Annotated in this window: 24 protein-coding genes and 1 tRNA gene; 12 read left to right on the top strand and 13 right to left on the bottom strand. The window is 58.4% G+C overall.

Annotation, left to right across the window (positions count from 1 at the left end; translation table 11 throughout):
* Positions 1-740: 740 nt before the first annotated feature.
* The 5 genes from ACVDHE_RS08960 to ACVDHE_RS08940 all read left to right on the top strand — a co-directional run bounded on the left by ACVDHE_RS08960 (position 741) and on the right by ACVDHE_RS08940 (position 4,977).
* The gene (locus ACVDHE_RS08960) at positions 741-1,793 is read left to right on the top strand and encodes a PdxA family dehydrogenase (protein ID WP_458886168.1); all 1,053 of its coding nucleotides are present in this window, start codon (positions 741-743) and stop codon (positions 1,791-1,793) included.
* Positions 1,793-3,139 (top strand): four-carbon acid sugar kinase family protein, encoded by a 1,347-nt coding sequence (locus tag ACVDHE_RS08955; RefSeq protein WP_458884366.1) that lies wholly within the window; start codon positions 1,793-1,795, stop codon positions 3,137-3,139. Before ACVDHE_RS08960 ends, ACVDHE_RS08955 begins: the two co-directional genes overlap by 1 nt.
* Before the next feature lie 37 nt (positions 3,140-3,176).
* Positions 3,177-4,142 carry a 2-keto-3-deoxygluconate permease gene (locus ACVDHE_RS08950; protein ID WP_213037755.1) on the top strand — a complete coding sequence of 322 codons (966 nt, stop codon included), beginning with the start codon at positions 3,177-3,179 and terminating at the stop codon, positions 4,140-4,142.
* A 40-nt stretch (positions 4,143-4,182) separates the two neighbouring features.
* Positions 4,183-4,626 (top strand): RpiB/LacA/LacB family sugar-phosphate isomerase, encoded by a 444-nt coding sequence (locus ACVDHE_RS08945; protein WP_458884365.1) that lies wholly within the window; start codon positions 4,183-4,185, stop codon positions 4,624-4,626.
* Between the two features lie 78 nt (positions 4,627-4,704).
* Positions 4,705-4,977, top strand: coding sequence for a hypothetical protein (locus ACVDHE_RS08940; protein ID WP_458884364.1), 273 nt, complete (start codon positions 4,705-4,707; stop codon positions 4,975-4,977).
* 57 nt (positions 4,978-5,034) lie between these two features.
* Here the strand turns inward: ACVDHE_RS08940 and ACVDHE_RS08935 are convergent, their stop codons facing one another.
* The 8 genes from ACVDHE_RS08935 to ACVDHE_RS08900 all read right to left on the bottom strand — a co-directional run bounded on the left by ACVDHE_RS08935 (position 5,035) and on the right by ACVDHE_RS08900 (position 12,603).
* Complete coding sequence (locus ACVDHE_RS08935; protein WP_458884363.1) at positions 5,035-6,723, bottom strand: DUF4368 domain-containing protein; 1,689 nt, start codon at positions 6,721-6,723, stop codon at positions 5,035-5,037.
* An 84-nt stretch (positions 6,724-6,807) separates the two neighbouring features.
* A complete protein-coding gene (locus tag ACVDHE_RS08930) occupies positions 6,808-7,092 on the bottom strand; it encodes a hypothetical protein (RefSeq protein WP_458884362.1) in 285 nt (94 codons plus the stop codon).
* A 36-nt stretch (positions 7,093-7,128) separates the two neighbouring features.
* Positions 7,129-8,496 (bottom strand): relaxase/mobilization nuclease domain-containing protein, encoded by a 1,368-nt coding sequence (locus ACVDHE_RS08925; protein ID WP_458884361.1) that lies wholly within the window; start codon positions 8,494-8,496, stop codon positions 7,129-7,131.
* Position 8,497: 1 nt separating this feature from the next.
* Positions 8,498-8,815: a plasmid mobilization protein gene (locus ACVDHE_RS08920; RefSeq protein WP_458884360.1), complete on the bottom strand. Its 318-nt coding sequence runs from the start codon at positions 8,813-8,815 to the stop codon at positions 8,498-8,500.
* A 136-nt stretch (positions 8,816-8,951) separates the two neighbouring features.
* Complete coding sequence (locus tag ACVDHE_RS08915) at positions 8,952-9,278, bottom strand: hypothetical protein (protein WP_458884359.1); 327 nt, start codon at positions 9,276-9,278, stop codon at positions 8,952-8,954.
* On the bottom strand, positions 9,275-10,375 hold the full coding sequence (locus ACVDHE_RS08910) for an AAA family ATPase (RefSeq protein WP_458884358.1): 1,101 nt from the start codon (positions 10,373-10,375) through the stop codon (positions 9,275-9,277). Before ACVDHE_RS08910 ends, ACVDHE_RS08915 begins: the two co-directional genes overlap by 4 nt.
* A 228-nt stretch (positions 10,376-10,603) precedes the next feature.
* Positions 10,604-10,993: a sigma-70 family RNA polymerase sigma factor gene (locus ACVDHE_RS08905; protein ID WP_458884357.1), complete on the bottom strand. Its 390-nt coding sequence runs from the start codon at positions 10,991-10,993 to the stop codon at positions 10,604-10,606.
* A gap of 716 nt (positions 10,994-11,709) precedes the next feature.
* Positions 11,710-12,603 carry an AraC family transcriptional regulator gene (locus ACVDHE_RS08900; RefSeq protein ID WP_458884356.1) on the bottom strand — a complete coding sequence of 298 codons (894 nt, stop codon included), beginning with the start codon at positions 12,601-12,603 and terminating at the stop codon, positions 11,710-11,712.
* Positions 12,604-12,720: 117 nt separating this feature from the next.
* On the opposite strand from ACVDHE_RS08900, the gene ACVDHE_RS08895 reads away from it, so the two are divergent.
* From ACVDHE_RS08895 to ACVDHE_RS08885, 3 genes are read left to right on the top strand one after another with little or no spacing between them, the layout of a single operon-like run.
* Positions 12,721-13,908, top strand: a complete 1,188-nt coding sequence (locus tag ACVDHE_RS08895; RefSeq protein WP_458884355.1) for an MFS transporter — start codon at positions 12,721-12,723, stop codon at positions 13,906-13,908.
* Complete coding sequence (locus ACVDHE_RS08890; RefSeq protein ID WP_458884354.1) at positions 13,895-14,140, top strand: hypothetical protein; 246 nt, start codon at positions 13,895-13,897, stop codon at positions 14,138-14,140. Before ACVDHE_RS08895 ends, ACVDHE_RS08890 begins: the two co-directional genes overlap by 14 nt.
* A gap of 42 nt (positions 14,141-14,182) precedes the next feature.
* Positions 14,183-15,013 carry a histidinol-phosphatase HisJ family protein gene (locus ACVDHE_RS08885; protein ID WP_458884353.1) on the top strand — a complete coding sequence of 277 codons (831 nt, stop codon included), beginning with the start codon at positions 14,183-14,185 and terminating at the stop codon, positions 15,011-15,013.
* A gap of 547 nt (positions 15,014-15,560) precedes the next feature.
* On the opposite strand, the gene ACVDHE_RS08880 is transcribed toward ACVDHE_RS08885, so the two are convergent.
* Positions 15,561-15,645 (bottom strand) — tRNA-Leu (locus ACVDHE_RS08880).
* A gap of 159 nt (positions 15,646-15,804) precedes the next feature.
* On the opposite strand from ACVDHE_RS08880, the gene ACVDHE_RS08875 reads away from it, so the two are divergent.
* Both ACVDHE_RS08875 and ACVDHE_RS08870 read left to right on the top strand, forming a co-directional pair.
* On the top strand, positions 15,805-16,653 hold the full coding sequence (locus tag ACVDHE_RS08875; RefSeq protein WP_458884352.1) for a pyridoxamine kinase: 849 nt from the start codon (positions 15,805-15,807) through the stop codon (positions 16,651-16,653).
* Complete coding sequence (locus tag ACVDHE_RS08870) at positions 16,650-17,840, top strand: MFS transporter (protein ID WP_458884351.1); 1,191 nt, start codon at positions 16,650-16,652, stop codon at positions 17,838-17,840. The genes ACVDHE_RS08875 and ACVDHE_RS08870 overlap by 4 nt, the downstream gene beginning before the upstream one ends.
* Positions 17,841-17,885: 45 nt before the next feature.
* On the opposite strand, the gene ACVDHE_RS08865 is transcribed toward ACVDHE_RS08870, so the two are convergent.
* The gene (locus ACVDHE_RS08865; RefSeq protein WP_458884350.1) at positions 17,886-18,116 is read right to left on the bottom strand and encodes a helix-turn-helix domain-containing protein; all 231 of its coding nucleotides are present in this window, start codon (positions 18,114-18,116) and stop codon (positions 17,886-17,888) included.
* Positions 18,117-18,314: 198 nt separating this feature from the next.
* Here ACVDHE_RS08865 and ACVDHE_RS08860 point away from each other — a divergent pair, with 198 nt between their 5' ends.
* The gene (locus ACVDHE_RS08860; protein WP_458884349.1) at positions 18,315-20,357 is read left to right on the top strand and encodes a serine hydrolase domain-containing protein; all 2,043 of its coding nucleotides are present in this window, start codon (positions 18,315-18,317) and stop codon (positions 20,355-20,357) included.
* 58 nt (positions 20,358-20,415) lie between these two features.
* Here the strand turns inward: ACVDHE_RS08860 and ACVDHE_RS08855 are convergent, their stop codons facing one another.
* Positions 20,416-21,432 carry a LacI family DNA-binding transcriptional regulator gene (locus tag ACVDHE_RS08855; protein WP_325227338.1) on the bottom strand — a complete coding sequence of 339 codons (1,017 nt, stop codon included), beginning with the start codon at positions 21,430-21,432 and terminating at the stop codon, positions 20,416-20,418.
* 308 nt (positions 21,433-21,740) lie between these two features.
* Between ACVDHE_RS08855 and gap the strand changes: the two genes are divergently transcribed.
* Positions 21,741-22,754, top strand: a complete 1,014-nt coding sequence (gap, locus tag ACVDHE_RS08850) for a type I glyceraldehyde-3-phosphate dehydrogenase (RefSeq protein WP_213037717.1) — start codon at positions 21,741-21,743, stop codon at positions 22,752-22,754.
* A 945-nt stretch (positions 22,755-23,699) separates the two neighbouring features.
* Here the strand turns inward: gap and fliB are convergent.
* Together fliB and ACVDHE_RS08840 are read right to left on the bottom strand one after the other, a co-directional pair.
* Positions 23,700-24,725 (bottom strand): flagellin lysine-N-methylase, encoded by a 1,026-nt coding sequence (fliB, locus tag ACVDHE_RS08845; RefSeq protein ID WP_458884348.1) that lies wholly within the window; start codon positions 24,723-24,725, stop codon positions 23,700-23,702.
* A gap of 12 nt (positions 24,726-24,737) precedes the next feature.
* On the bottom strand, positions 24,738-25,415 hold the full coding sequence (locus tag ACVDHE_RS08840; protein WP_213037715.1) for a Crp/Fnr family transcriptional regulator: 678 nt from the start codon (positions 25,413-25,415) through the stop codon (positions 24,738-24,740).
* Positions 25,416-25,493: the final 78 nt, after the last annotated feature.

Here is a 25,493-nt window from a genome sequence, read left to right as displayed (position 1 = left end):
GTTCCTGGTTGATGTCCCGCGCCAATCCCCGCCGGAGGCAGTCCGGCCCCATGCAGCCGCAGAATCACGCTGCCGGCGGCCGGCCTCAAACGCTCAGCTGGGCCTTCTTCACCGGATCGGAGGCCCCGGTCCCGTTGGACGGGGATCCCGCCATCGCCCCGCACAGCGGCGCACGGAGAGCAGGCGTCTTTTCACCCGATCCTCCTGCCCGCTGCAGGGGCTCGGGCGCCGGACATGCACCTGCCGCAAATACCGGAAGCTAGGTCAATTTTATCAGGTTTCCCCGCCGTTTGCAAATGGTTTTCCCGAGCACGGTCCCTTTCCGGCCCCGCGGACCTCCCCTGCTTTCGGTGACTTAGGCAGCCCCGAATCAGGCGAAAGCCGTTCCCGCTTATACAAGGCGGCCTTTGTTCGAAACGCGCGGCCGGGAACCATGCAGGCGGACCGTTTTCCGCAGGTTCCGCCGCAGGGCAAAGCGTGCGGGAAGTCTGTTTGTGCAAATGCCGCCCCGAAACAAACACGTCTCGTTTGCGCAAACGCACAAAAAACGTTACGAAGTTTTGGTAAATTTTAAGCCGCGGAAATCATTGAAGCTATTCGAATATTGTGCTATAAGTAAAATATCAAACAAAAGAAAAAATAAGTCAAAATCTTTTGTTTTATATGATTAGTCATAATTTTAACTTACGACATCGAAAGGAGACGGAGTTGTGGGAACGAAACCGATTGTAGGCATATCAATGGGGGATCCCTTCGGGAACGGGCCGGAGATCTCGGTCAGGATCTTCAAGGATCCAAAGCTGTATGACATGTGCAGGCCGGTCATTATCGGCGATGCGAGCGCAATGGAGTACGCGGCAGCCGTCCAGAAAACGCTGTCCGGGTTCGACGTGAAGATCCGTCCGATCCACGCGATCTCCGAGGCCCAGTACGTTCCGGGCGTGATCGACGTGTATGACATGGGGCTGATCAAGCGGGAGGATATCCCGGGAGACCCCAAGGATCCCAAGCCCTTCGGCCTCGGGGCCACGGTGCTGGGCGGTGAGGCCAGCTTTCAGTATGTGGTCAAGCTCATCGACCTTGCCATGAAGGGTGAAGTCGACGCAACCGTCACCAATGCATTTTCCAAGGAGGCCATCAACATGGCCGGGCACCATTTTGTGGGCCACACCGAAGTCTATGCCCATTACACCCATGCGGAGAAGTGGTGCACCATGCTGGGACACAACGACCTGCGCGTCGCCCACGTCAGCACCCATTGCTCCTTGAGAGAGGCCTGCGACCGCGTCAAGAAGGACCGCGTGCTCGACGTGATCCGGCTGGCCAACGACGCCATGAAGAAGATCGGCATTGCCAACCCCAAGATCGGCGTGGCGGGCCTGAACCCCCACAGCGGCGAAAACGGCATGTTCGGCCGGGAGGAGATCGAGGAGATCCAGCCCGCCATCGACCAGGCTCTGGCGGAGGGCATCAACATCCCCGAGAAAAAGCCCACGCCGCCGGATACCATCTTCTCCAAGGCACTGGGCGGCTGGTACGACATCGTAATCGTCATGTATCACGACCAGGGACACATCCCCTGCAAAATCGAAGGCTTTGTCTACAACAAGGAGGCCGGCAAGTGGGATGCGGTCTCCGGCATCAATGTCAACCTGGGCTTTTCCATCATCCGCTCCTCCGTGGACCACGGAACCGGATACGGACACGCCGGCAACGGCGAGGCGAACGAGCTGAGTCTGCTGAACGCCATCGACTTTGCCGTGCAGCTGACAGGAGCGAAGGAGGGAGCGTAATGCTTCAGATCGGGGTAGTAGCGGACGACTTCACCGGCACAGCCAGCGCAGGAATGATGATGGCAAAGGCCCACGTGAAAACCGGGCTGTTTCTCAATGCGGAGACGATGGCCGGAAACGACGAGGCAAAAAAGCTGGAGGCCATTTACGTAAGCACCAGCAGCCGCGCGCTCCCTCCCCAGGCGGCATATGAGGCAGTGAAGAGCACCACACTGGCCCTGAAGGCGGCCGGGGTGCGGTACTTTTCCAAAAAGATCGACACCACCATGCGGGGCGGCATCGGATACGAGGCCGACGCCATGCTGGACGTCTTGGGCGGCGACACGGTCGCAGTCATGGTCACGTCCATGCCGCCGTCCAAACGGATCTGCGTGGGCGGCTACTCTGTCATCGACAGCGTCATTCTGAACGAAACCTCCGTCGCGCAGGATGTGAAAACTCCCGTCACGGAATGCTATGTGCCCGCCATCATCCAAAAGCAGACCAGGCGGAAGGTGGACCTGATCCCCATAACGGTGGTACAGCAGGGCTGCGAGGCCATCCAGCAGGCGTTGCGGAAAAGCCGTGAAGCCGGAACGGAATTCTTCATCCTGGACGCGGTGAGCATGGCCCATGAGGCGGAGATCGCCAATGCCTGCGTGGAACTGAACTGGAACATCCTGGCGGTGGATCCGGGCGCTTTTACCATGAAGCTCGCAGTCGCGCGGGGGATCGCCAGCGAGGACAAGCCGGCGCAGAAGGACGCTGCGGAGCCGGCAAAGGGAAAGACCGCACTGATCATTGCAGGCTCCGCAAATCCGTACACGAAGAAGCAGATGGAGCTTCTTCTCCAGGCGGAGCCGGCGTCTGTGCGCGTCAGCGTATCGCCAAACCGCCTCCTGGGAGACGAGGAGGAACACACGGCGGAGGTCACGCAGACCCTCGTCCAACTTCGCGGCGTTTTGCGCGCGCCCAATCCTCCGAAGGTGCTCCTGGTGGAGACGGCGCTCCACGACTCCCTGGTCAATCTCAGGGAGGAGGACGAACGGCATGGCTATGCGCAGGGTGAGAGCTCCGCACGCATCAACCGCGGCCTGGCGGAGATCACCGACAGCGTTTTGCGTGAATTTGGGCGCGAGCGCATCGCGGGACTGCTCCTGACCGGAGGCGACACGATGGAAAGCGTCTGCAAAATGATCGGGACTGTCTATATCCGCGCCGTGGACAACATCGTTCCCCAGATCGATGTAGGCCGGCTGGCAGGCTCTTATGACGGCATGCCGGTGGTCGTCAAAGGCGGCTTCTGCGGCTATGACGAGGTGGGCATCGACATTGTAAACAGGATCTTGCTGGAAGCAAACAGATAACAGAGAAAAGCGAGAGAAAAAAGAAGGGGAAGTATTTATGATTATGAAGTTCTTGAAAAAGGTTCCTGCCGGAATGATGGTAGTCCCGCTCCTTTTGGGCAGCATCATCACCACGATCTTCCCGAATATCTGGCAGATCGGCGGACTGACGCAGGCGGTGTTCTCCAGCGCAGGCACCAATACCCTGCTGGGCGCGCAGCTGTTCTGCATGGGCACCGCCCTGCAGGTCGGCGACATGGGCAAGGTGCTCAAGCGCGGCGGCGTGCTCCTGATCTCGAAGTTTATCATCGGCGCGGGCCTCGGCATTCTGGTGGGCAAGATCTTCGGCTCCGCCGGCTTCCTGGGGCTTTCCTCCCTGGCGATCATCAGCGCAGTCACCAACAGCAACGGCAGCGTATATCTGACACTGATGGGCAACTACGGCGACCGCGCGGACGCCGGCTGCTTCCCCCTGCTGGCGCTCAATGACGGCCCCTTCTTCACTCTGGTGGCGCTGGGCGCCTCCGGTCTGGCGGACATTCCCTTCCAGTCCCTGATCGCGGCGATCATTCCCGTGGCCGCCGGTATGATTATCGGCAATCTGGACCACGACATGCGGGACCTGTTCTCTCCCATGGGCTCTGCCATCATCCCCATCATCGGCTTTGCTCTGGGCACCGGCATCAATCTGGTCAATGTGGTCAAGGGCGGCATCTCCGGCATCGTCCTGGGCCTCACCACGGTGTTCATCGGCGGCGCGTTCATCTGCCTGTGCGACCGCTTTATCAGCCGCCGTCCCGGGTATGCGGCCTGGGGCGTGGCGACCACGGCCGGCAACGCCGTAGCCGTCCCGGCTGCCATCGCGGTGGTGGATCCCTCTCTGGCGGCTGTTGCCGAGACGGCGACGGTCCAGGTGGCCGCGTCTGTGGTGGTCAGCTGCATCCTGGCTCCCCTGATGACCAGCTGGTGGGCAAAGAAATTCGGCTGCCCGCAGTACCCGCTGGAAGGGCAGAAGTTTGACTGAGCCAGTCATCGGTATTCTCTAGAGAACAAGAGGGTTTCCAATGAAAATTGTAATGGCTTGCGACCCCAATGCCGCCGCATTCAAGCAGGAAATGATGAAATTCGTCAGGGAATTGGGCCATGAGGTGACGGATTTCGGCAGCGACGATCCCATCTATGCCAACGTCGCCATCCGGGCGGCGGAGGCTGTGGCGGCGAAGGAATTTGACCGCGGTATCCTGTTCTGCGGCACCGGCATCGGCGTCATGATGGCGGCCAACAAGGTCAAGGGCGCCTATGCGGCAAACGTACTGAACGTCTATTCCGCCAAGCGGGCGTGCCTGTCCAACAACTGCAACATCATCACACTGGGCAGTCAGGTCACGGGCAATATGCTGGCAAAGGAACTGATCGCCGCGTACCTGAGCTGCACGTACGAGTACAACGAGCGCTCCGGCAAAAAGGTGGACGCGATCGTGGATTACGAAAACCGCCACACCTGCTGAATACATCAAAAGAGGGGGGCATCCATACGGATGTCCTCCTCTTTTGCAAGGGGCGATTAAAATCGATATTTTCCATAATTGAGTCAGCAGCAGGAGAACTGGCAAACCGGCCTTCTGGCCGGCGGCGCATTTGCGCCGTACGAGCGTTTTGCCGCAGGCAAAACCTCGGCGCAGGGCGAATTCACCGCGCAGCCGTTGGCGGCTTTGCCGCCTTACGGATGCGGTGTGCCCCTTGCGGGTGCTTCGCCCGAGCATTCCAATCACCGGAGGGTGGAGCCGCCCTTTGGGCGGCGGAACCCCAAAAAAGAAAGGCATCTGCTTTCTGATGGTTCCCATAGGTACATTTTCTGAACTGGGTGAATTGTCAGGCACAGAGGCGGACGGCGGAAGCCGTCCGCCTCTGTGTTTTCATGCCAGCAATCGGATGATTTCTTCTTTTTCTGTGATCTGTTTCGCCATGCGCGGTGCGTGGTCGCCCTCCCGCATGGGCGTGTCCAGCGCACCGATGTCCCGGTACACGATCCGGACGCTCTGGCCAGCGGAGCGGGAGTGCTTCTTCGTGCGCTCCCCGATCTCGATGCGCTGGATGAACAGCCGCAGCAGCTGGGGCGTCAGTTCGTCGATGGCGGTGTACTGCTTAGCCTTCTCGATGAAGGCGTCCACATTGGCGACCGAGGCTTTCAGCCTCTCCAACTGCTCCTCCTTCGCGGGGATGGCCGTTTCCAGCTCTTTCTGCTCGGCGTTGTAGTCGGTGGAGAGCATCCGGAACTGCTCGTTGGTCACACGCCCCAGCACGTTGTCCTCATAGAGCCGCTTGAACAGGGCACTCAATTCCCCATCTCTGCGGCGCATGGCATCCAGCTCCTTCTGCACACGGTTGATCTCCCGCCGCAGTTCCAGTGTGTTCTTCTGGTTGATGTACTCAGCAAACTGCCGCTCCTTCATCCGGGCGAAGTGGGTTACCCTGCGCAGATCGTCCAGTACGATCTGTTTCAGGTCGATCTCCCGGATCTGGTGAGGGGTGCAGGCGTCCTTTCCACGCTTACCGTAGGTGGAGCACCGGAAGTAGTACTGATCCTCCCGCATCTTTTCTGTCCGGCAGAGCACCAGGTACTGTCCGCAGTCGGAGCAGTAGACCAAGCCAGAGAATAGATTCGGCTCCTCCATGTGCTTGGGCGGGCGGCGTTTGTGCCGGCGCACCTCCTGGACGATCTCCCAGAGCTCCTGAGACACCAGCGGCGCATGGGTGTTCTTCACCAAAATCTGCTCGCTCTCCGGTCTGTGGATCTGCTTTTTGTTCTTGTAGGAAAGCGTTGTTCGCCACAAGGAGAGCGTGTGGCCGAGGTAGACGATGTTCTCCAGGATATTGGCTACCGTTTTGCCGCTCCAGCTATAGGGGCGGGTCGTGTCCAGGTGGTTGCAGGCCGTCCCTGTGTCCTGGTAGTACTGGTTGGTTGGGTTCAAAATCTGATCCCTGGTCAGGATTCTGGCGATCTGGTTGGGGCCTCTCCCGGCAGCGCACAGCTCGAAGATCCGGCATACCACGGGGGCAGTCGCCTCGTCCGGCACAATTTCTTTGGAATCCTTATCCTTCTTCTTGTACCCGTAGGGTGGTTTGGAGCCAGAACGCTCCCCGCGCTCCGCCTGCATTTTCTTGATGGCCCGCACCTTTTTGCTGGTGTCCTTGGCGTGGAGCTCGTTGGCCCAGTTGCGGATGGGGTTGAAGTCATTGCTGCTCTCCACCAGGGAATCCACTCCGTCGTTGACCGCTATGAACCGGACGCCCTTCTCTGGAAAGTAGAGCTCCGTCAGCTGGCCCACCTGCAGGTACTCTCGTCCCAGTCGGCTGAGATCCTTGACGATCAGGGTCTCCACCTCACCGTCCTCGATCATCTCCACGATTTTCTTCCACGCGGGCCGGTCGAAGTTGGTGCCGGAGTACCCGTCGTCGGCCAGGAACAGGGTGTTCTCAAATCCATTGTCTGCCGCGTACTTCTCCAGAAACAGCTTTTGGTTGTAGATGGAATTTGACTCCCCCTGCCGCTCGTCCTCCTGACTGAGCCGGCCATAGAGGATATTATATTTTTGGCTTGCCATATTCTGTAACCTCCTTTTCCTGGGGCAAGCCGGTATGGGGTAAGGACAGTATACCCCACCGGCTCCCCCAAGTCTACCGAAACATCAGGCGCTGTGGCCCTGATCCGCGAACTCGGCGTCAATCAGGGAGAGCAGCTTATCCGTGGGCGTCGCTATGGCCTGGTTGGGGAACACAGAGGTCACATGGAATACCTTCCCCCGGATGAGCATCTCCCGCTGGCTCTCCAGGTGATCCTCCCGTTGCTGGTAATTGGTGTCCCGGAATGTGGTCAGGATTTCTCCGCCGCGCTGCTCCTGCAGTACGGCCATCTCCGGGTGGTAGCCGCCCAGAACGCCGGTGTCCCGATACTCCTCGTAATCTTTTTTCATATTCGCCTTTCTTCCCATATCAGGGAACGGTTGGCCTCAGCTCATGGTCTGTTGCCAAGTTGGTTCTTCCTCATGATCGTCCTCCTTGTGGCCGAGGGCGATCTTCTTTTCCCTCTCCTTGCGGAGGGCCTTCCGGTCGCCGTGCTGGTGCGTGGTGGTGGCATCCCTTACGGGATTAGCGTCCGCACCGCGCTCCAGAGCGCGGCCAAGCCGGACCAGATCGTTCGCAAGACCACCATTCCCACCAGCGTGCCCAGCAAAATCAGGGCCAGCCAGATCAGCACGGACAGCGCCGTTTTCAGACTGGGAGGAGAAACAGAAAGTTCTTTCTTCTTCCCAGCCTGTTTCAGCTCCGCCCTCATTTGGGCCACATCCCGCGCCAGCGCCTCCAGTTGAGCCTGGGTGGGGAGCTGCCCCACCTGACGGCTCAACGCCCGAAACAGAGCCTCCTGTGCCGCAACGCTGGCCTCCAGGCGCTCCAGCCGGTTGCTGTTCGTGTTCTCCAGCTGGTACAGGGCCGTGAGCGCCGCCAGCAGATCGTCCCAGTTCTGCCTCGTGGGGGCATCCGTCGGCGTGGCCGGTACGGACGATGCCGGCGGCTGGTTCAGCTGTTTCAGTTCTTCTACGGATAATCTCTGCCCGGATTCGGAATTCACGTTCCATGACCTCCTTGGTGTACTTTCTTTCGTGGAGCCGGTCGTCCCGGCACTTCATGCCCTCCGGGGTGGTGTAGGTGATGTTCTTCCGGCTGTCCGTCCACCGCACCTGGTAGCCCTCGCTCTCCATCAGAGAAATAAATTCGTCTTTAGTGGCGGCATACCGCATACACTGATCGATAGTGTTCATCAGCCGGAACTTCCAGCTCTCGCCCTTGGTGGCGGAGCGATACTCTCGGCTGCTCATGCGTTTCTGCTTGACCTGTTTTTCAGGCGGCGGCAGGATGTCCAGACCGTGGGCGGCACAGATCTCGTCGCTGGTCAGCCGGTGGGCCTGCAGGTCGGCGGCGCTTTGGTGGAGTTTCCTGCCATCCTGGAAGCTGACACTGTTGACGATCAGGTGGCTGTGCAGATGGTCGGTGTCTATGTGGGTGGCCACCAGCACTTCAAAGTTGGGGAACTCCCTCTGGGCCAGCTCCAGAGCAATGGCGTGGGCCTCCTGGGGCGTCAGGTCGTCCGTTTCCGCAAAGGACTGGACGAAGTGGTAGTACTGCCGCCCGTCCGTTTTCCGATGCCGCTCCTTGGTGAGCAGCATCTCGGAGAGGGCACTTTGTGCGGTGCAGTTCCAGCCGGTCACCAACCGTTGCCCTTCCCACAGTGTCTTTTCGTCCTGCTGGCTGTACCGCAGCACCCCGCCCAGCGCGCCCCGGCCTCTGCCCCGGTTCTTGACGGCGGTGAAGGTGGCCACCTCAAGTCACCTCCCGCATCAGCTGCCGGAGCTGTTCGCTGATTTGGGCGTAGCCCTCTGCCAGTCGATCCCCATACACCACGGCGATCTTGCCCATGTTGGCCAGGGTGGTGAGCTGGTTGAGATTCCGCCCCTGGGCCTTCAGCTCGGACAGCACCTGATCCAGTCCATCCACCCGGACGATCTTCTTGCCCAGACCGCAGAGGCACAGGTAGTCGGTGACCGTCAGGCTCAGTTCCTGGGCTTTGGCCCTGATGCGTTCTTTGACTTGCGGTGTCACCCGCAGGGTGATGATCTCGCTTTTCTTTTCTCTCTGCATGGATACTCCTTCCTACATCGTTCCCCCAAAACTGGGGTTCGGGGCAGCGCCCCGGAACGGTGGCCGGCGTATAGCCGGACGCGATGCTTGCCCTCCCGAAAGGGAGGAATCCGTATCCCCGGCCTCCCTCAAGGTCTTACCGGAACAGCTCCAGAAACTCGTCTACGGAGCTGACCGCTCCGGCCTGTTTCCAGTAGTGGTAACGGAGCAGATCGCAGAGCGTACGGAAATTTACCTCCGCCTGTTCCAGCAGGCTGTCCATCGCAAGAGCCTGCTGAAAGGCGGTCAATTCCGTCGGCTGTTCCGGGTGTTGGATGAAGGATCTCACTGCATTCGCTGGGGGAATTTCCTCGTCATCCATAGACTGTTTCATTGTCTCCATGACGGAGTGCATGGTTTCCGCCGTGCAGCGGCCCGCCAAGGAATCCAAAAGCAATTTCAAATCTTTCTCCAGTCGGTTCATTTCTCCTCACTACCTTCCTTGGAAATATCTGTTTGATACGGTGACAGCTGTGACGGCTGTGACAACAAATCCGGCACTGGCTCCGTATCGTTTTTCCCGTCACTGCCGTCATTGCCGTCACAGGCTCGTGTCAACGCCAGCTCCCGCCGGTCACGAGTCCGCCTGCTCTGGAGAGCGATTCCCATGCGGGACAGTTCCTCTTGGCGGCGGAGCAGGTGTTTCATCAGCACATTGGGAAGTATTATTTCTCTGCAATAGGGCTCCAGCGCCTCTGCCAGCTCCGTGGCAGTGCCGGTAAACTCTCGGCGCTCTGAGAGAAAAGCAGAAAGAGAAAGCAGGACTTCGTCCTGTTTTTCTTCTATGGACTCTCCGCTGGACACCAGATTCCATAGATGCGTGTTCCGGTCGAACTCCAGGGCCAGCTCCTGGTACTCGATGTCCCGCCCGGTGCAGTAGAGGGTGGCGGTGCTGCCGCTGCGCTTCCCCTTTTTCAGCACCAGGTTGGTGTCCGTGGCTCCGCTGATGCCGGTGGTGCCGGAGATCATGTTCATGGGATCTTCATCGTTCAGTTTCCGCAGGTGGTGGATCAGCAGGATGGCGATGCGGTGCCGGTCTGCCAATTCCTTCAGCACACCCAGATCCCGGTAGTCGCTGGCGTAGGGATTTGCCTCGTTTCCCACGGCCCGGATGCGCTGGAGGGTGTCGATGACCACCAGCACAGTCTCTGGATGTTCCGCAAGAAATCCCTCGATCTGCTCCACCAGCCCGCTATGCAGTTTCTCGGACATGGTGGCAAAGCACAGGCCTGCGGGGGCGTCATCTGTGATATCCAGCAGACGGTTTTGGATGCGGGAGTAACTGTCCTCCAGGCAGAGGTAGAGGACGCTGCCCCGAAGAGTAGGGAAATTCCAGACTGGCTCTCCCTTGGCGACACATAGGCAGAGCCACAGAGCCAGCCAGGATTTTCCCACCTTCGGCGCTCCAGCCAGGATGTGCAGGCCCTGGGGGAGCAGTTTGTCTACGACAAAGCGGATGGGCGGCAGGACGGTGCTGATCAGAGTCTCGGCGTCCAGATAGGTCAACGGGGTTGGATTCATGTTCGCCCTTCTTTCTTTTCTGAGTTTCTTTTAGGGCAATCCCAGCTGCGGCCATCAGCTGGTTTTCCGATTCGAAAAATTTGCCCTTCACCCATTAGGACACTCAGAAGCAGTTTGTAAACCAGAAAATGAAAAATCTTTGGGAAAAATTTTGCTCCCGCCCGGTATGGACGAGAGCGGAGCCTGCGAATAGCATGCCCAGAGAAAGAAAAAAGCCGGGGAGCCCTGTCATATGACAGAGCTCCTCAGCTTTTCGTAGAGCTTTCTCAGCCGCTTTGATACCGCCATTTTCGACATGCCGCAGAGCCTCCCGATCTCCTCCATGGTCAGCTCCTGACCATAGCGCAGGGCGATCAGGTTTTGCTCCTGGGCGTCTAATGTTTGGACGGCCTTTCGCAGAGTTTCAAGCTGGAGGGCCTGGATCGCAGTTTCTTCCACGGGAGGGTCGGTGTTTCCAAGACAGGACAGCACCGTTTCAAACTCACTTCTACTCAGATGCCTCTCGTCCCGCTTGTCCTGCGCCTGCTCCCGTTTCCGCTCCTGCTCCAGAAATTCCGCAACCTCCCTTGGCACCGATACTGGCTCCCCATTGTAGAGAACAACGACAGAGTCGTCCATTCGTGTCCTTTCCGCTCTCCACGGAAAGGCGCACACCCGCGCTGCCGGTACAGCGCCAAATACTGAAGACCTTCATGGATGTTCCCTTCGTTCAGGGTGGTTATGGTGCCCTACGAGGCCCATGAATGTCTGAGGTCCCACCGGGGTGTGGACCTCACCGGAAAGCTGCGAGTTCTTGGCTTTCGCCTGAATTTAGTATAGAACAAACGTTCCCTTTTGTCAATGCTGAGAGTTAATATAGAAAAGCCCACCATAAACGGGGGGACCGTCCTGGGCTATTCGGTAGAAGAAGTCAGGATACTCCGCACCGCTGGGAGGCACTTGCCCTCTTCAAAGGGAAGAATCTCCCCAGCGGGGCTGCCGTTTTCCTGTGGCAGTTATCTGCGGAGAAAGAAGACTGCAAGGATGCAAAGCCCTTAGGTCGTTACATCCTTACAGCCTTGCTCTGGGATCTGTCAGTACCACTGGTTCCTCCATTTCTATAAGGGCACAACCAAATTCTTTTTGGAGATCATCAGCGTGCGCTCTGATATACCCAAGTCTTCGGCCCGGTCCAGTACGGCTTCTGCCGCCACAGGCTCCGTGAGCGTCCGATCCAATCCTTCTTTCATCTGGGTGTTCCTGATTTAGAGTTTCCTGCCACCGATGAGCACATCATCGATTGCCCCTACGCAGGTGAATGAGGAGCCAAACGTTGCTCTTGAGGAAGGAGGCTATCATTCTGTTTGTTTTTGTCTGTATTCGCGAGGTGTACAGTTATAATACCGACGAAAGAATTTTGTGAAATTGCTGGGGCTGTCAAATCCGCAATCCGCCGCTATTTCTGAAATGCTTTTCCCCTTGTCGCCAAGTAGCATTTCTGCTCCCTGCATAATGCGATATTTTAGCAAATATTGGACAGGAGAAATCTGGATTGTTTTTTGAAAACAACGCATACATTCTCGCTCGCTAATATCAGCAGAATTTGAAATATCTGCTAATGACAGACTATCCGCAAAATTTTTGTGAATAAATTCAAGCATTTTCCTAATCCGTAGATTATCTTGATCGAGAGGCTGTTCCTTTTCGGTAAGCTGTTGTTCAAACTGCTCATACAAGTAAAAGCAAATGCGGGAAAGATTTTCCCGGACGATAAATTCAAATCCGCGTACATCCTGCTCCAGTGCTTCAAAGGCGGCGTTAAACCAAACTGTGGTGCCTTCCATTCCATCACCAATAAGCAAGCCAGAAAAGGAATGACAGGATATAAGCGGTTGAATATATTTTTTGGCATAAATAGAATTGTCATTTCCTGTGATAAGCGAGGGGCTGAAAACAAGAGAACGCAGACGGCATTCCCCAACCGCAAAAGCAGAATGAAGGACATTCGAATTGATGGCAACCAGGTCGCCACGTTCCAATAGAAAGGATTCAGACGGTGTCTTGACTTTCATTTTCCCCTCTGCCATATAGACAAGTTCAATTTCATCATGCCAATGCCACGGTATCATGTCCTCCTGTCGCTCTGTATGAAAAGAAGTATATCCGGCACAAGGAAAGTCAATCGTTCCATGCGGCTGTAATTCTTTTGATACTCGATTTAGATTTAATCCGCACTCCTGTAAGGCCATTGTATGCCCCCTCCTTTTGTTCGGCGGTTTTATTATATTATGCGGCTATATATGAGTTGTATCAAGTGTGGATTGGCGGTATTCTTTTAGTAAAGGAAAACACAGGAGGACAATACAATGTTTCAGTTGTTGTTAGGAATTATTTACCTTGCTTTTATCAGTTTGGGGCTTCCTGATTCCCTCTTAGGGTCAGCGTGGCCGTCCATGTATCAGGAGTTTTCCGTTCCCGTTTCTTATGCGGGTGGAATTTCCATGATTATTGCGGTAGGCACGATTATTTCGAGCCTGCAAAGTGACCGGCTCACCAAAAAATTCGGGACAGGAAAAGTGACCGCTTTTAGTGTGCTGATGACAGCCGCCGCTTTATTTGGCTTTTCAATCAGTCATTCTTATTTGGCGCTGTGTATATGGGCTATTCCTTATGGGCTTGGCGCCGGGAGTGTAGACGCTTCACTCAATAACTATGTCGCGCTTCACTACGCCAGCAGGCACATGAGTTGGCTTCACTGTATGTGGGGTGTCGGCGCTTCCCTGGGGCCTTATGTCATGGGATATGCTTTAAGCGATAGCGGCTCCTGGAACATGGGGTATCGTTATGTTGCGATCCTGCAAATTGTTTTAACCGCTATTCTTATGTTCAGTTTGCCGCTGTGGAAAAACAGAACATCGGCAGATGTAAAAATTGATACAGAGAAAGGAGAACCTCTTTCTCTGAAAAAGATCGTCTCCATTCCGGGTGCAAAAGAGGTCATGGTTACATTTTTTTGTTACTGTGCCGTGGAACAGACAACGGGCCTGTGGGCAAGCAGTTATCTTGTACTGTACCGTGGATTGGCTGAGGACACAGCGGCCAGTTTTGCCAGTCTGTTTTTTGTGGGGATCACCGTAGGACGGGCGTTGAGCGGATTTTTGACGCTAAAGCTAAATGATACGCAGATGATTCGATTGGGTCAGGCAATCGTGGCTGTGGGCGCGCTGCTTTTGCTTCTTCCATTTGGAGAAAGCGGTTCCTTGGCCGGACTGGTTTTGGTTGGCTTAGGCTGTGCTCCTATTTATCCGTCGATTATCCATTCCACGCCGGATCGTTTTGGAGCGGATAAATCCCAGGCAATTATTGGCGTGCAAATGGCGTCTGCCTATGTGGGCACCTGTCTAATGCCGCCTGTTTTCGGGCTGATTGCAAACCATATCAGTGTTTCGCTATTGCCGCTCTATCTGCTGCTTATTTTGACCCTCATGGTACTGATGCACGAAAAACTCTTAAAAGTGACCTTAAAGTGGAGGGATCGAAATGCTGCATATTAAAATTCTTTACATTCCGAACGAGGAAAAACTGATCCGTCTAATCCAAAAAAGCCAAGGGCAGGTATCGTTCTTATGCCCAGGGCACGGGCTCTATGACTTATCACAAGAAAATGCTGATATGGAATTGCTGAAAACAGAAATTCGGAAAGAGAAAGGAATTGATGTATTCCTGTCCGATAAAGATGATTATTTCAGATTTATCAATTATATGGTATATGCCGGTTACGAGTAAATATCAGCCGATTTATTACAACAGGCAGAATGGAGGGAAAAAATGTTAGCCGATTATCATGTGCACACAGAATATAGTGACGATTCTGTTTATCCTATGGAAAGCGTTGTAACCGATGCGATTGGCCTTGGATTAAACGAGATCTGTTTTACCGATCATGTTGACTACGGTGTAAAATCCGACTGGGAAAGCGGGAAAAAAATTAAATATCGAAATGGTGAACCTCTTGCAAATGTATATTATCCTCAGTACATAGAAGAAATAAGAGAAATGCAATATTTGTACGGAGATAAAATTGGACTAAAGATGGGATTGGAATTTGGCATACAAACACATACGATTCCTATGTTCCGTACCTTGTTTCACAAGTATCCTTTTGATTTTATTATACTGTCTATTCATCAGGTCGGAAATCTGGAGTTTTGGACACAGGATTTTCAGCGTGGGAAAACACAGCAGGAATACAATGAAAAATATTATGAAGAAATGCTCGCGGTCGTACAGCAATACAAAGAATACAGTGTTTTAGGACACATGGATCTGATTGTGCGTTACGATAAAAACGGCGTTTACCCATTTCAGAACATCAAGCCGTTGATAGAAAAGATATTAAAAACCGTCATCTCCGATGGCAAAGGGATCGAAATCAATACTTCCTCATACAGATATGGTCTTTCTGATACAACGCCATCTATGGACATCTTAAAGCTGTATCGGGAGCTTGGGGGAAAAATTATAACGATTGGCAGTGACAGCCATAAACCGGAACATTTAGGGGCTTACATAAAAGAAACCAAAGAATTACTAAAGGGCTTGGGATATACGCAATTTTGCACTTACAAAAATATGTCGCCCATATTTCACGATTTATAGATACAACAATGAAATGTCGCTCAACGGAATAATAAAAAAAACCGTTGTTTCGGCGGCTGGGTATTCACACGCCAAAACACAATACAGCAGCCTTGCGGCGGTTTTGAAATAGCAAGTTTCAAGCCGCCGTTTTTTTGAAAAATTAAAATACTCTGCCCTCATACTGACCTGTTTCCGGCTTCGCCATGTGGTTGGTACTCGGTGAAACGATAAGACGTACATAAACTTGAGGAACCTGGAGGTTGTCTTTGAAAACGCCTTCATTATTGGCTGACTCCACTCATTTCAAGATCTGCAAACCATTTTAAAAATCCTAAACCTGTTAACAAAGATATGGACTGAAAAATCATATTCTCTGTTTACATTTTATCCATTTATATAGTGCTATAGTGCGGGAAAATTTCCTCTCGTTTTCTCATAAGTCATGAAAGAAAAAAACAAGGTATGTGAAGTTTCACATACCCTGTTCCCATACACGGCGATAAGCCCCACAGGTTCACTTTGTGTACCTATGGGGCTTATCAGTTCAGCAGATGCCTTTCTTTTTTGGTGCGCCTGAAGGGACTCGAACCCACACGCATCGCTGCACGAGAACCTAAATCTCGCATGTCTACCAATTCCATCACAGGCGCGGATCACGACGGCGGTCTCCGGCAGAACGGCTCGTCCGCGGATGGGCCGGGCGCCGGGATATGTGCAGTATAACACATTCCCTACTCTTGAACAATAGGCAAAACTGCGTTAAAATAGGACCCGTTACGAAGTTTTCTGCTGAAAAGAGGAAATCCGCCATGATGACACCCCGCGTCGCCGCCATCCACGATATGTCCGGCTTCGGCCGCTGCTCATTGACCGTGGCCATCCCCATCCTCTCCGCCATGGGCGTCCAGTGCTGCCCCCTGCCCACTGCTTTTCTCTCCACCCATACCGGCGGGTTCGAGGGCTTCACCTTCCTGGACATGACCGACGAGATGCCCAAGGTGGCCGCCCACTGGAAGCAGCTGGATCTGGGCTTCCGGGCCCTGTACAGCGGCTTTCTGGGCAGCGAGCGGCAGATCGGCATTGTGGAGGACTTTATCCAAAACTTCTGCGCCGACGGCACCATCGTGGTGGTGGACCCGGTCATGGGCGACCACGGCAAGGTCTATCAGACCTACACCCCCGCCATGTGCGCCGGCACCGCCCACCTGGCCGCCCAGGCCGACGTCATCACCCCCAACCTCACCGAGGCGGCCCTGCTGTTGGGCATCCCCTACGAGGACCTGCCCGCCGGAGAGGCCGGCTGCCGGGAGATCGTGGAAAAGCTGAGTCTGGAGGGCCGGCGCTCCGTGGTGCTGACCGGTGCCGCCGCCGGAGAGGACGCCACCGGCGCCGTGTGCTTTGACGCCGCCGACGGCCGCGTCCACGCCGTTCAGACGGAGCGGGTGCCCCGGGAATTCCACGGCACTGGAGATGTGTTCGCCAGTGTCCTCACCGGCGCCCTGGTCCAGGGCGCCAGCCTGACCGAGGCCGCCCGGGCCGCCGTGGATTTCGTGAAGCTCTGCGCGGAGCGGACGGCAGCGGAGGGCCTGCCCATGCGGGAGGGCGTGGACTTCGAGCCCCTGCTGGGGGCGCTGACCGCCTGGGGGGCACGGACGTGAGCGCGTTTCCCTCCCTGCGGCGGCTCAACGGGCTGTACATCCTGCTGCACCTGGTCTACTGGGCCATGTTCGCAGCCTTTGCCGGATACCAGACCGCCCTGGTGCTGAACCGCGGCTTTTCCAGCGCGGACGCCGGGGTCTTTGTGGCCATCCGGTGTCTGGCGGGGATCTTTGCCCAGCCCCTGATCGGCAGCTGGGCCGACCGGCACCGGACGGTGCCTCTGAAACGGATTCTGGTGGTGTGCCTGCTGGCAGCCCTGGCCGTCAACGGCGTGCTGATCGCCGCCCGTCCCGGCTTCTGGGGCATGGCGGCCATCTTCCTGGCCCTGGGCGTGCTGGAACTCAACGCCTATCCCCTGCTGGACTCCATGGCGGTGCAGTTTATCAGCGTGGGGCTGGAGGTGCGGTACAGCCTGTGCCGGGGCCTCGGCTCTTTGTCCTATGCCGTGTCCTGCGTGCTGCTGGGACGGCAGGCGGCGGCCCTGGGGGTGGAGACGCTGCTGTGGACCCACCTGGGCCTGCTGATACTGATGATCCTGGTCTCCGCCGCCTTTCCGGCCTTCCCCCAGGAGGCGCTGCCGCCGCTGGCCGAGGGGGAGCGGCCCCACTCCGTGTGGTATCTGATCCGCTCCAGCCGCTCCTTTGCCTGGATGCTGGCGGCGGTGTTTTTCGCCCTGGCGGCGGTCATGCCCATCGTCAGCTTCATGGTCTCCCTGGTAGGCGAGCAGGGCGGCGACGAGAGCCATCTGGGCCTGGTCCTGTTTTTGATGGCCGCCTCGGAGCTGCCGGCAGCCCTGCTGTTCCCGGCCCTGCACCGGAGGCTGGGCAGCGGCGGAACTCTGGCGCTGTCCGTGGTGTTCATGGGGCTCAAGCCGCTCTTCTTCCTGCTGGCGCCGGACCTGTGGTGGCTGCTGGCGGTCCAGCCGGTCCAGATGCTGGGCTACGGCCTGTTCACGCCCGCCTCGGTGTACTACGCCAACGAGAACGTGTCCCAGGCGGACCGGATCCAGGGCCAGTCGGTGATGATGATGGCCTCCAACGGCCTGGGGGCCATGTTCGGCAACCTCTTGGCAGGCTATGCCGTGGACTGGGGCGGCTGCGGCGCCATGCTGGGACTGTGCCTTGGCCTGGGCGCCGTGGGTATGGTCTGCTGCGCCGTGTCATTGCGGATCGGACGGAGAAGATAAGCAGAACGCCCTCCGGCGCGAAGATTTGCGCCGGAGGGCGTCTTTCTATCGGTTCGTCTCCCGGACGTCCGTCCGACCCAGCAGATCATCCACGCTGACGCCGTAGAAGTCTGCCAGGGCACAGAGCACCTGGGGCGGGAGCATCCGCTGTCCGCTCTCATAATAGGCATAGGTCCGCTGGGGCACATTGATGGCCCGCCCCACCGCCGCATGGGTCAGGTCCGCGTCCTCCCGGAGGGCCCGAATCCGCTCGAATCGCCGTGTCTCCATCTCCATCACCGCTGTCAGTATAGTCAAGAACAAATTGTTCTAAACTGTCGGCAGTTCCGGTCTCTGTGAGGACCAGGGGCAATTCGGATCGTCCCGGTGAAAACTTTTACTTGACCTTCCCCCTGGGGGAGGGTATATCCTAGAAAGCAGAAACAGGCCGGCTGCCGGCCATACGCCCTGCGGGGCAGGAAAGGAAGAACACATATGAAGCAGCGAACCCGTTGGAGCGCCCTGCTGTTGGCGCTGACCCTGGCCCTGAGCCTGACGGTCTCCGCCGCCGCGGAGGAAACCGCGGATCCGGTGGAGGAGGCCATCGCCGCCGCGGCCACCTTCGGCGGTGCCATCAGCATCCAGTACGCCCTGTGGCAGGACGGCGCCGTCACCGACACCGGCGCCAGCGGCGTCTACTCCAAGACGGAAAACCGGGCCCTGACCGAGGACATCCTCTACGGCATCGGCTCCGTCAGCAAGATCTACACCACCGTGGCGGTGATGCAGCTGGCGGAGCAGGGCAAAGTGTCCCTGGACGCCCCGGTGACCCGCTACCTCAAGGACTTCCGGATGGCCGACAGCCGCTACAAGGACATCACCGTCCGGATGCTGCTGAACCACTCCTCCGGCATCATGGGCACGGGCCTGGCCGGCGCCATCCTCTTTGACGACGCCGACCCCTCCGCCACCGACGGTCTGCTGGAGGCCCTGTCCACCCAGCGGCTCATCGCCGATCCCGGCGCGTACAGCGTCTACTGCAACGACGGCTTCACCCTGGCGGAGCTGGTGGTGGAGGCCGTCAGCGGCATGGACTTCATGGACTATGTGGACCGGTACATCCTGGACCCCATCGGCCTGGACGACACCTACGCCCCCGGCGGCGACTTCGACACCGCCCGCCTGGCCAAGACCTACTCCGGCAGCAGCACCGAGGCCCTGCCGGTAGACTCCCTGAACGCCATAGGCGCCGGCGGCCTGTACGCCACCGCCTCGGATCTGGCATCCTTCGGCGGCGCCCTGACCGGCACCAAGCTGCTCAAAGAGTCCTCCCTGGAGGCCATGGCCTACCCCGAGTACAGCCGCGGCATCTGGCCCGACGACACCCTGGACACCCTGGCCTACGGCCTGGGCTGGGACAACGTGGAGTGGTTCCCCTTCTGTCAGAGCGATATCACCGCCCTGACCAAGGGCGGCGACACCCTGCGCTATCACGCCGCCCTGGTGGTGCTGCCGGAGTACGACATGGCGGCGGCGGTGGTCACCTCCGGCGGCACCTCCACCTATAACCAGCTGGCCGCCACGCAGATCCTGGCCGCCGCCCTGGCGGAGGAGGGCGTGAGCGTGGACCAGACCATCCCCGCCTTGCCGGAGGCGGAGCCCGCTCCCCTGCCGGCGGAGCTGAAGCAGTACGCCGGGTACTACGGCTCCACCTCCCTCCAGTACCACATCGAGCTGGCCGACGACGGCACGCTCACCATGACCTGCCCCACCTATCCCACCATGGTCCCGGCCCAGACCTTCACCTACTGCGCCGACGGCACCTTCCGGGATGCCACCGGCACCGCCGCGCTGTCCTTCGTGAAGGAGGACAACGGGGAGATCTACCTCTATCAGAAGGCCGTCTCCGCCCTGCCGGGCCTGGGGGCGCTGCCGGTGTCCAACTACGCGGCGGTGAAGCTGCCGGACAACGCAGTGACGGAGGAGGTCCAGGCCCTGTGGGACCAGGTCCTCACCATGAGCATCCTGCCCATGACTGAGAAATACAGCTCCCAGGTCTACCTGTCCCTCAGCGAAACCGCCGCCGAGGCCTCTGCGCCCATTCCGGGCTATCTGGGACCGGACCGGATCGCGGATGAGACCAGCGCCCTCTTTGCCGTGGCCCTGCCCGGCGTGGGCGGCCGGGACGGCATGGACTACACCCGTCAGGTCCGGGACGGCGTCACCTGGCTCACCGTCCGGGGCAGCGTCTACATGGAGGCCTCCGGCGCGCCGCAGCTCTTCACCGGCTCCGGCTGGGCCTACTCCACCATCCAGCCCGACGGCTACGCCCGCTGGTATCAGGTGGGCTCCGCCGCCGGAAAGACCATGACGGTCCAGGGGCCGGAGGACGCCGGCTTCTGGGTCTACGACGCCTCCGGCAAGGTGGCCGCCTCCTCCGTGCTGGGTGACACCGGCGCCGTGACGCTGCCGGAGGGCGGCATGGTGGTCTTTGCCGGCGAGGCCGGTGCCCGGTTCCACCTGCGCTTTGCCGCCTGAGCGGTCCAAATGCATAAAACGCCCCCGCTGCGAAAGCAGCGGGGGCGTCTTTCCTCTCTCAGCGCTCCGAGTGGGTCCAGGAGCGGGTCTGGTTATAGGGCTTGTAGGCGGAGGTCAGCACCTTTTCAAAGATGGGGGCGTCGGGCTCCTCCACCCGGCGGAGGATCTGCTCCCCGGCGGCCTCACCCAGTTCCTCCACCGGCTGGATGATGGTGTCCATCTGGTCGGCATAGAGCGCGTAGACGTCGGAGTCATAGTCCACGAAGCTGACCAGGTCGATGTCCTGGGCCAGCTGGATGCCCTTCTGGTGGAGGTAGATAATGGTCTCCGAGGCCATGAGGCCCTGGCAGACGATGATGGCGTCGCACTGGCGGTCCAGCAGCTCCTCCAGGCAGCCGGCGGCGCTCTTTTCCATGGAGTCGCCGTAGCGGATCAGATCCGGATCCTCCGGCAGTCCGCAGTCGGCCATGGCCTGCTGATAGGCGGAGATGCGCTCCGTGGTGGTGGACAGGCGGGGCAGGCCGCCGATGATGCCGATGCGGCGGTCGCCCTTTCCCGCCAGGCGGCAGACACTGCGGTAAATGGGCTGGAAGTTGGACACGCAGATGGAGGAGTACTTCTTCACCGGGAAGGTCCGGTCCACCAGCACCACCGGGAAGCCGGCGGGGATCAGCGCGTCAAAGCGCTGGAAATCATCCATGGTGCTGGCGATCAGCAGTCCGTCCACCAGCCCGGCGGTCAGCAGGCGGATGTTGGTCTCCTCCCGCTCCATATTCTCCTTGGTGTTGGCGATGATCAGCTGATAGCCGTGGGCGGAGAGATAATTTTCCACCGCCTCGATCATGGTGGCGAAGAATTTATTGGCGATATCGGGCACAATAAAGCCGATGGTCCGCTTCTTTCCGGTGCGGAAGCTGCGGGCGGAGGCGTCCGGCGTGTAGCCCAGCTCCGCAATGGCCTTGTAGACCTTCTCCTTGGTCTCATTGGAGACGTAACGGGTGTTGTTGATGGTGTGGGAGACCGTGGCGGTGGAGACCCCCGCCAGCTTGGCCACATCCGAAATCGTAACTTTCATGGACCTCTTCCTTCTTTGCGCAAAGATGTGTTACCTTGCGTAAACAATTAGCTACTCCAGTATAGGACAGCTTTTCTCCGACGTCAAGGCCTTTTTCCCCTTCAGTCCGGGAATTTTTTTGGTTTTTCGTGGTTTTATTATTAAATATTCACAACCAACCTTCAAAAATGTTATCAGAAATGACGATTGTCAAATATCAAACAGTATGCTAGTATACCAATATAAACGATTACATGAAACGTTTGCGCAATCGTTTCAAATGGACGCCGAGGAGGCGTACCCGTATTTGTGAAAGGAGTCTTTCCATTATGAACACCAAAATCGGCATCAATGGCTTTGGCCGCATCGGCCGTCTGGTCTTCCGCGCTGCCCTGAACCGGGACGACGTGGAGGTCGTCGGCCTGAACGATCCCTTCATGAACCCCGAGTATATGGCCTATATGCTCAAGTACGACAGCGTGCACGGCAAGTTCCCCGGCGAGGTCTCTTCCGAGGACGGCGCTCTGATCGTCAACGGCAAGAAGTATCCCGTGTTCACCGCCATGGACGTCAAGGACATTCCCTGGGCCTCTGTGGGCGCTGAGTATATCTGCGAGTGCACCGGCAAGCACCTGAGCAAGGACCTGTGCCAGGGCCACATCGACGCCGGCGCCAAGCACGTCGTCATGGGCGCCCCCTCCAAGGACGACACCCCGATGTTCGTCATGGGCGTCAACCACACCAAGTACACCTCCGACATGACCTTCGTGTCCAACGCCTCCTGCACCACCAACTGCCTGGCTCCCATCGCCAAGGTCCTGCATGAGAACTTCGGCATCGTGGAAGGCCTGATGACCACCGTGCACTCCGTCACTCCCACCCAGAAGCTGCTGGACGGCGCTTCCCTGAAGGACTGGCGCGGCGGCCGTGCCGCTACCGGCAACATCATCCCCTCCTCCACCGGCGCCGCCAAGGCCGTGGGCAAGGTTATCCCCGAGCTCAACGGCAAGCTGACCGGTATGTCTATGCGCGTTCCCACCCTGGACGTGTCCGTCGTGGACCTGACCGCCAAGCTGGCTAAGCCCGCCACCTATGAGCAGATCTGCGAGGCCATGAAGGCCGCCTCCGAGGGCGAGCTGAAGGGCGTTCTGGGTTACACCGACGAGGACGTTGTCTCCTCCGACTTCCTGGGCGATCCCCGCACCTCCATCTTCGACAAGAAGGCCGGCATCGCTCTGACCGACACCTTCGTGAAGGTCGTCTCCTGGTACGACAACGAGTGCGGCTACTCCAACAAGATGGTGGACCTGATCCGCTACATGTCCTCTGTGGATCACAAGTAAGAAACGCCTTCGCGTTTTGTATAGTGCCGCGGCGGCCCGGACCGAATGGTCCGGGCCGCTGTGTTTTTTGTAAAATACTTGCTGACGAAGATCTCTGGAGCCCGACGGAGAGAGGGCAGAGTACTTCCGCGGCCAACAAGCCTATAGGGTAGTCCTTCCCGTAATCGCCCACCCCATGCAAAGCCGCAGCGCCCAACCGGTGATCCGGTCGGGTGCTGTTTTGTTCTTTCATATCCTCGGGCTGCTCTCTGTCAGCGAAAAACCGCGGCATATGCAGGAAAAGCGGAACCTAGCCAAGGCAGGCGCCTGCTTATCGCCGCAGGCGGGAACGCCCTCCTCTGCTCAGCAGCTTCGCCCCCATTCATCTCACCTTCCGCCTTTTCCCCTTATAAAAAACAAACCTCCGGCAAGCCGTGTCAAACAGACGGCCACCGCAGGCGCTGATCGGTCCCCCAGTCATAACACAACCCCCCGCTCGCTCCAACGACGAACGGGGGGTCTACTCCTGGATCGGATTTTCCAATACTGTTTACCTCTTGCTTTCTTCGGTTACCGTTCGGATGCTTGGGAACAATGCTGGGGTAATGGGAAACTCAGGTTTGCCAATCCATAAAACATCAGGTACACGCAGACGTCTGCTCTGGTTCTTACCAAAACGCTTGTTCTCGTGTTGCTCATCAGAGTGAGGTGTGTTTCGTCTTTGGGTCTTCCGGAGTCTGCTGAGAATTTGCTGGGTTTTGAGGGATTCCTCTGTTCCGAACGGCGCTGGGATTCAGGATCATTTTGGGACCTCTGAGCTAGCTAGCCCATTGGACTCACTCCTTTCCTGTGTCTATAATGTACAATACTTTCTCTCTTTTGTCAATCCCTATTGTGAGATTTTACAATTTTCACAAAGGAATCACCTTTGGAAAAGCAAAACGCACAAATCTGCGGCCGGGGGTCTCACGCCTCCCGCAGGGTCCGGAGAAAGGCCGCCGGGGACAGCCCCCCGTCCTCCAGAAAGGCCTGCTGCAAAGCCTCCAGGTTCTCCTCGCTGTGCTCGATCTCGCTGCACAGCCGCCGCACCGCCTCGGAGAGGCCGCACACGGCCGCCAGACGCCGGGCCAGGAGCACCATCAGAACGCACAGCTGCACCCGGCCCAGCAGGTCGCCGTCGTTGACCGCCTTGAGGGGATACCGGAACAGGAAGTATGTTCCCACCCGCCCCAACAGCCGCTCCGGCACGGGCACCGCCTCTGCCGTCTCCGCCCGGCGCAGCAGCTCCCGCCAGTCACCGTCCAGCGCCTCCAGTCCGGAGAGGACTTCCAGGACCCGTGGAAAGATCCCAGGGCCCTCCGGGAGTTCCACCGGGGGCGCCTCCCACACCTCCGCCAGAGCCGCCAGTTCCGCCGCCCGATCCACCTCCAGCAGACCCTGGGCCTCCAGCGCCAGCAGCAAAAGTCTTTCCAGCCGCCCCTGAAGCGGGCGGGCACGGTCCGTCAGCTCCCGGAGCATCCGGTCCCGCAGGGGCACCAGACCCGTGAGCCACGGGTCCCCCGGCTCCTCCGGCTCCGCCGTCTCCGTCTCCCGGAAGGTCAGGGGCGCGTCAGACCCCAGCAGCAGTGCCAGCGCCGCCGGGCAGGAGGCGCACAGCGTCACCTCCCGGAAGGGGCCGTAGTCCTCCGTAAAGCGGGGATGGCTGCGGCAGGTGACGGAGGTGGCCTCCGGACCCAGCTGCCGGTGGATCTCGCAGAGGTTTTCTCCATCCAGAAAGGGGCACCGCCCGCCGGAGAGGGGAAAACAGACGTCCCCCTCCGCGTCCGTCTCCATGGCGGCGCGGAGCTTCTCCCCCAGATCCCCCGGGACGGCATCATAGAGGCGAGCCGTCTCCTCGTCGATGACCACCTCCCACTTCTCGCAGCAGGTGTGGGGGCACTCCCCCGCCAGACAGTGAAACTGCTCATAGTAGTCCGGTACGCGGATGCGCATGGTGTCCTCCTCTCACTCCGGCAGCTGCTCCGGGCGGAGCAAGCGGAAGTGGTTTTTGTGGAATTCCAGGACCCCCTCGTCCCGGAGACGGCTCAGCACCGCCGACAGGGCGCTGCGGTCCACCGCCAGATAGTCCGCCAGCTGCTGGCGGTCCAGGGGGATGTCGAAGGCCGGTCCCCCGGCCCGGAGGGCCTGGGCGGAGAGGAAGCTGAGCACCTTGTCCCGGGTGGTGCGCCGGGCCATGTGGCCCATCTTCCGCGTCAGGGCCAGGTTCCGCCCGGCCAGCAATGCCAGCAGGTTCCGGGACAGCTGCGCGTGGGCGGCGCAGCCCCGGCCGCAGCCGGCCACCGCCCGGCCCGCGTCCAGAAACAGCACCTCCGTCTCTACCGCCGCCAGGGCGGAGACCTCCAGCGGCTCCGAGCCCAGGCAGGCGTAGGACTCGGCGAACACCTCCCCGCTCTCCGCCAGACCCACGATGGTCCGGTTGCCCCAGAAGTCCTCCCGGACGATGTGGACGGCGCCGGAGAGCACCAGGCCCAGCCGCTGCGCCAGGTCCCCCCGGCGCAGGATCAGCTCCCCCCGCCGGTAGCGGCGCCGGGCGGCGCCCATGCAATCCAAGAGCGCGTTCAGCTCCTCCGAGGGAATGCCCCGGAACAGGGGCGAGACAGCCATGGCCGGGGTGATCTCCATATGCGTTTCCCTTTCTTTCGTTGGAAATCCAACAGACTATTCCCTTCTATTGTAGGATACTGTGTCCAGAAAGGCAAG

The sequence above is a fragment of the Dysosmobacter sp. Phy genome (genome assembly GCF_054476235.1).
This window is presented reverse-complemented; position numbering and strand designations above follow the sequence as displayed.